The following is a 5,000-nucleotide window of genomic DNA, read 5'->3' as shown; positions in this document are numbered from 1 at the left end:
TAACGCGAGGCCGAAAGGCGTAGTGGATGGACAACAGGTTGAAATTCCTGTACCACCGAAGATCGTTTGAGCAATGGGGTGACACAGAAGGGCAGTGACGCGGACTGATGGAATAGTCCGTCCAAGCAGTGAGGCTGATCGATAGGCAAATCCGTCGATCATAAGGCTGGGCTGTGATGAGGAGCGAAAATTGCAGTAGCGAAGGTCATGTACTCCGGCTGTCAAGAAAAGCCTCTAGTGAGATCTAGGTGCCCGTACCGCAAACCGACACAGGTAGGCGAGCAGAGCATGCTAAGGCGCGCGGAAGAACTCTCGTTAAGGAACTCGGCAAAATGACCCCGTAACTTCGGGAGAAGGGGTGCCTCGGTAGGGTGAATAGCCCGAGGGGGCCGCAGTGAAAAGGCCCAAGCGACTGTTTAGCAAAAACACAGGTCTGTGCGAAGCCGTAAGGCGAAGTATACGGGCTGACGCCTGCCCGGTGCTGGAAGGTTAAGGGGAGCGGTTAGGGGTAACCCGAAGCTGTGAACCGAAGCCCCAGTAAACGGCGGCCGTAACTATAACGGTCCTAAGGTAGCGAAATTCCTTGTCAGGTAAATTCTGACCCGCACGAATGGCGTAACGACTTGGGCGCTGTCTCAACGAGAGATCCGGTGAAATTTTAATACCTGTGAAGATGCAGGTTACCCGCGACAAGACGGAAAGACCCCATGGAGCTTTACTGTAACTTGATATTGAACTTTGGTACGATCTGTACAGGATAGGTGGGAGCCTTTGAAGCATGAGCGCCAGCTTGTGTGGAGGCAACGTTGGGATACCACCCTGATCGTATCGGAGTTCTAACCTAGAACCGTGAAACCGGTTCGGGGACCGTGTCAGGTGGACAGTTTGACTGGGGCGGTCGCCTCCTAAAATGTAACGGAGGCGCCCAAAGGTTCCCTCAGAATGGTTGGAAATCATTCGAAGAGTGCAAAGGCATAAGGGAGCTTGACTGCGAGACCTACAAGTCGAGCAGGTACGAAAGTAGGGCTTAGTGATCCGGTGGTACCGAATGGAAGGGCCATCGCTCAACGGATAAAAGCTACCCTGGGGATAACAGGCTTATCTCCCCCAAGAGTCCACATCGACGGGGAGGTTTGGCACCTCGATGTCGGCTCATCGCATCCTGGGGCTGAAGTAGGTCCCAAGGGTTGGGCTGTTCGCCCATTAAAGCGGTACGCGAGCTGGGTTCAGAACGTCGTGAGACAGTTCGGTCCCTATCTGTCGCGGGCGCAGGAAATTTGAGAGGAGCTGTCCTTAGTACGAGAGGACCGGGATGGACGTACCGCTGGTGTACCAGTTGTTCCGCCAGGAGCACCGCTGGGTAGCCAAGTACGGACGGGATAAGCGCTGAAAGCATCTAAGCGTGAAGCCCCCCTCAAGATGAGATTTCCCAGTATGTAAGACCCCTTGAAGACGACGAGGTTGATAGGTTCGGGGTGGAAGCACAGCAATGTGTGTAGCTGACGAATACTAATCGGTCGAGGGCTTATCCTAAACACGTTTACTGTGACCCATACATCCGGTAGACAGCAGCATAAAGGCTTCAGCAAGCCTAATCTTTCGTATCCAGTTTTCAATGTGCAAAACGCACAATGAAGCAAGACTCCCACTCGCAGTGGGTTTTAGTGTTTCCATGGAGGATTAGCTCAGCTGGGAGAGCATCTGCCTTACAAGCAGAGGGTCGGCGGTTCGATCCCGTCATCCTCCACCATAGTATGAGTCATTAGCTCAGTTGGTAGAGCACCTGACTTTTAATCAGGGTGTCGTAGGTTCGAATCCTACATGACTCACCATTTTTTATCTCGGATGCGCGCGTATGGCGGAATTGGCAGACGCACTAGACTTAGGATCTAGCGGGCGACCGTGGGGGTTCAAGTCCCTCTACGCGCATCATAGTACGGCAAAGAAGTCTTGCTTAGCAAGGCTTTTTTTGTTGTTCAAAAACAGGAAATGATACTCAAATGAGATGCTTTTGAGTAATTTTCATCAAATTGTTAATCCCATATTAGTAAAATATAATAGGGCCTCAGTTGTTATTACTCCGATCACGCAAAAAATTCCACTACACCTTCCCCAAGCTTTTAACTCTCTGCAGACAAATAATATCATTCTAATATCTGGAATCTAATAAGAGACGAAGGTATGGGATGTTAAGAGCCAAATAAACACGCCTTAAAAAGAAGAGGGCTGCACTATAATTGTACTGTGGTTCGACTGCAAGTGAACTTATTGAAAGGCGAACGCTTAGACAGCTGTTTATCTAGGTATTACTAATATGTCAGATCGAAATGTTGTGGAAATTCATTCAATAATCTAGGGTAGATGTTCGAATGAATGCAAGTGGTTTTTTTGACTGTAACACTATATTAAATGTTCTAGTCTCTGTGCCTCTGGCGCACACACGACCGGCTGGTCATCGGTGCGTTTACATTAGCGATGTTTGTTCTTTAAGAGGTGAACTCCTTCCATTATGACTGCACTTCTACCTGCGATAGGAGATGCTTTCTAACGTGGGTTTTACGGTGTTATGCCAATCTAGATACCCCGATCGTTAAATCCAATTCATGTATCTACGTTACATCAGGCAGGGTTTCCCTAAAAATTAGTAATAAAAAATCTGTGATATAATGTTAAGCATAATACGAAATGGATTAACGGGTGGGGATATATATGAAATTGGAGCGATTGATCTCCATAATCTACAAGCTCCTGAATAACGAAGTTTTGTCTGCTTCTATGCTGGCTGAAGAGTATCAAGTTTCCCAAAGAACCATTTATCGGGATATCGATGTGATTTGCGCTGCGGGCTTCCCTGTCATATCGTATCAGGGAATGAATGGCGGATACGGCATAATGGACGGATACAAAATGGATAAAAGCTTGCTCGGTTCTTACGATGTGGATTCCCTGATCACCGTGCTCAGCAGCCTCTCCAGCGTGTTTAAAGATGAGCGTGCTCAAGGTACCATTGAACGACTACAAACAATCGGATCCGAGCAACAGATCCCTACTGTTTCTGTCGACTTAGAAACCCGCCGGTCAGGGCCGGATGCGCTTCAACATTTACGTACGGGAATTACGGAGCGGAAAATCGTCCGTTTTGATTATATTAATGCAAATAATGATCGTACTTCCCGTGATATGGAACCCATACAGCTTCATTTCAAATATGGCAATTGGTACGTTTATGGCTTTTGTCGAACGCGTTGTGACTATCGGGAGTTCCGACTATCACGGATAATGAATTTAGTGTTGACGCAGGAAGACTTTCAGCAGCACCACTTAGTGTCGAAAGAGCTTACTTTCACAAACAAGGAATGGTGCGAGCTTTTGAAAGATGTTGTGATTCAAGTGGGACCGGAGGCTTTGGCGATAGCAATGGATCAGTTTCACCAAGCGGATATGCAATTTCATGCCGATGGAAGTGCAACGATACGAATTCCAGTTTATAAACCACTAGAAGCAAGATGGCTATGGTCCATTCTTCTGAGCTTTGGCAGTGGCGCCGAAGTACTTGAACCTCATGCACTGCGAGGGATTTTAAAAGAACAGCTTCAAAATACACTCAAACTTTATGAAGAAGTATGACAGTCTGTTGTCATACTTCTTTTATTATTATAACTACAGAACCAAAATCAATTTATTAGAAATCAAAAGGAGACTTTACGAATGTCCAATCATCCAGTAGAAATGTTTCAATACCACACATGGGCTAACCAAACGATCATGGGGAGAATTAAGGAACTCCCGGCCTCTGTGCTAAGTCAAGAAGTAAACAGCTCATTTCCTACCCTTGCCCATGCCCTTAGTCATATCTATGCAGTGGATACGATGTGGTATAAGGTTATAACAGGCACTGGTATGCGAGAGGCATTTCAAGAATGTATGTCGCTAAATGTGAGTATCCTGCATTCTGTAGATGAATACGAAAAAAACTTCGCGCAGTTATCGGAACAATACAGAGAATGGTTCCAAAGCGAAGCTGATTTGGAGCAAACCGTTTTGCTTGATAACCCATTTGCCGGAATTCGCCAAACACGTTTATCGGAAATTGTACTGCAAGTGGCCAATCATGGGACCTATCACAGAGGCAATATTTCTACAATGTTGCGCCAACTAGGCCACGCATCCGTCATGAACGACTATGCATTTTTTTGGTATCAGAAAGCTGCGGAATCCGTTTAATCACTGACACATTGTTTTGAATTAAATCAAATCAGTCTAAAAGGTCGATACTTCTAAAAATAGGGGAGTCGACCTTTTTACTTCGATTTAATAGAAGAAATAAGTCACCATAGCTAGTTGAGATTAGTATCATTTTACCCTTTTGCTGATAGTATCAACTTCGACTTAGGTCATACGTTGTATACTGAATTTAATTACACACTATAGTTAGAAGGAGCTTGAATTTTATCTATGGAAATTGAAAATCTAATTACAGTAAATTCGAGAGAAGATTTGAGGATTTGGCTGCAGGAAAATGGAAATATTAAAAAATCTTGCTGGGTAGTAGTTAGCATGACGCCAAACCCAGATACGCTGCTGTATTTGGACGCGGTCGAAGAATCTTTGTGTTTTGGATGGATTGATGGAGTGAAAAAGAAAATAGCCGAAACTCAAATGGCGCAAAGACTATCGCCTAGAAGCAAAAAAAGTTCATGGACTGAATTGAATAAAGAACGTGTCCGGCGACTTGAAAAGATGGGGTTAATGAGAGATGAAGGAAGAAAGGTACTTCCCGATATGGATTACGATTCTTTTAAAATAGATAAGGTTATAGAGCAAAGGCTCAAAGAGGAGAGACAGGTATTTGAGAATTTTTCGGCATTTCCAGCTCTTTATAAAAGAGTTCGGATCGACACGATACAAAGTAATAAAAACCAGCCGGAATTATTTTATAGTAGATTAGACAAATTCATTTCAAACACTAAGGAAAATAAAATGTATGGTCAATGGCATGA

At 45.0% G+C, this 5,000-nt stretch carries 3 protein-coding genes, 3 tRNA genes and 1 rRNA gene (2 of these 7 running past the window's edge); all 7 read left to right on the top strand.

Annotated elements, in window-relative coordinates; genetic code table 11:
- Nucleotides 1–1,533 (top strand): 23S ribosomal RNA (locus AC0VYE_RS30245) (it extends 1,399 nt beyond the left edge of the window).
- A gap of 141 nt (nt 1,534–1,674) precedes the next feature.
- Nucleotides 1,675–1,750: transfer RNA gene (locus tag AC0VYE_RS30240), tRNA-Val, on the top strand.
- A gap of 6 nt (nt 1,751–1,756) precedes the next feature.
- Nucleotides 1,757–1,832: transfer RNA gene (locus tag AC0VYE_RS30235), tRNA-Lys, on the top strand.
- Nucleotides 1,833–1,849: 17 nt separating this feature from the next.
- A tRNA-Leu gene (locus AC0VYE_RS30230) sits at nt 1,850–1,929 on the top strand.
- 780 nt (nt 1,930–2,709) lie between these two features.
- Nucleotides 2,710–3,627: a helix-turn-helix transcriptional regulator gene (locus AC0VYE_RS30225; RefSeq protein ID WP_475444447.1), complete on the top strand. Its 918-nt coding sequence runs from the start codon at nt 2,710–2,712 to the stop codon at nt 3,625–3,627.
- 81 nt (nt 3,628–3,708) lie between these two features.
- Complete coding sequence (locus AC0VYE_RS30220) at nt 3,709–4,224, top strand: DinB family protein (RefSeq protein ID WP_475444445.1); 516 nt, start codon at nt 3,709–3,711, stop codon at nt 4,222–4,224.
- Between the two features lie 231 nt (nt 4,225–4,455).
- Nucleotides 4,456–5,000: the 5' portion of a YdeI/OmpD-associated family protein gene (locus AC0VYE_RS30215; RefSeq protein ID WP_475444443.1), read on the top strand. Its footprint extends 25 nt past the window's final position; 545 of the gene's 570 nt are visible here — the first part of the coding sequence; its start codon is at nt 4,456–4,458; its stop codon lies beyond the right edge, outside the window.

The organism is Pristimantibacillus sp. Z349TD_6 (assembly GCF_056173205.1).
This window is presented reverse-complemented; position numbering and strand designations above follow the sequence as displayed.